The sequence below is a fragment of the Psychrobacter sp. PP-21 genome, assembly GCF_033790785.1.
Classification (GTDB): domain Bacteria; phylum Pseudomonadota; class Gammaproteobacteria; order Pseudomonadales; family Moraxellaceae; genus Psychrobacter.
Genome location: NZ_JAMYEB010000067.1, coordinates 1 through 781, shown reverse-complemented (window position 1 = coordinate 781; position 781 = coordinate 1). Strand labels below are relative to the sequence as shown.

Genomic DNA, 781 nt, shown 5'->3' with positions numbered 1-781 from the left:
CCACCTGATCCCTTCCCGAACTCAGAAGTGAAACATCGTTGCGCCAATGGTAGTGTGGTTCGCCCATGTGAGAGTAGGTCATCGTCAGCTCTCTATTCTAAAGTAAAAGCCCCCTTTGCTAACGCAAAGGGGGCTTTTCTTTGTGTGGGATTTGATAAGCAAAAATATATTATACTATTATCTACTATCACTATCGTATCTTGGAGCAATGTATTATGGGCACCGCTATTTATTATACAGCTGAGTGCGCGACGCTTTTGACTGAAAAAGAGCAGGAAGATGTCATTTCTATTGTCGATAAGTATAATGAAAGCTTCAAATATGTAGAAGAGGCAGAATCTTTTGACCTTTATGCATATGATGATAGTGAGTCAGATGTGATACTAGCAGGCGCTACCAAATTACTTTCTAGCGCCGATATAGAGGTTCTGATGTATAGCATAAACCATTTGCTATACTGCTTAACTGAAATTCGTCTCGTAGTAGCTGATGCAGAGTGGCATGTGCATGTGGACGATACTGATGCGGTGTGGGTAGACGACAGATGGCATATGGAACAGTAGATTTATATTGCCTACATTTGTAATTTACTTTAGCCATTTTTAGTTTATTCCTAGCTGACAGAAAATCCCTCAACTTGACGCCGAGTTGAGGGGGGAGTTTCCTAAAAACTGTGTAACTGCTTATAATCCATTAACAGGAGAATAAGCAATGACGACTCAATCTGACATTAAAAAACTAGCCGAGCAAATGGCTGGTAGCATGAACAGCTTCGATGACA

Annotated in this window: 1 protein-coding gene, 1 rRNA gene and 1 pseudogene; all 3 read left to right on the top strand. The window is 40.8% G+C overall.

Features of this window, described 5'->3' with window-relative positions:
- Window positions 1-90: ribosomal RNA gene (rrf, locus tag NJD71_RS13590) — 5S ribosomal RNA — on the top strand; the annotation flags it as partial.
- 125 nt (window positions 91-215) lie between these two features.
- Window positions 216-563 (top strand): hypothetical protein, encoded by a 348-nt coding sequence (locus NJD71_RS13585; RefSeq protein ID WP_319052431.1) that lies wholly within the window; start codon window positions 216-218, stop codon window positions 561-563.
- A gap of 148 nt (window positions 564-711) precedes the next feature.
- Window positions 712-781: pseudogene (locus NJD71_RS14055) on the top strand (transposase); the annotation flags it as partial.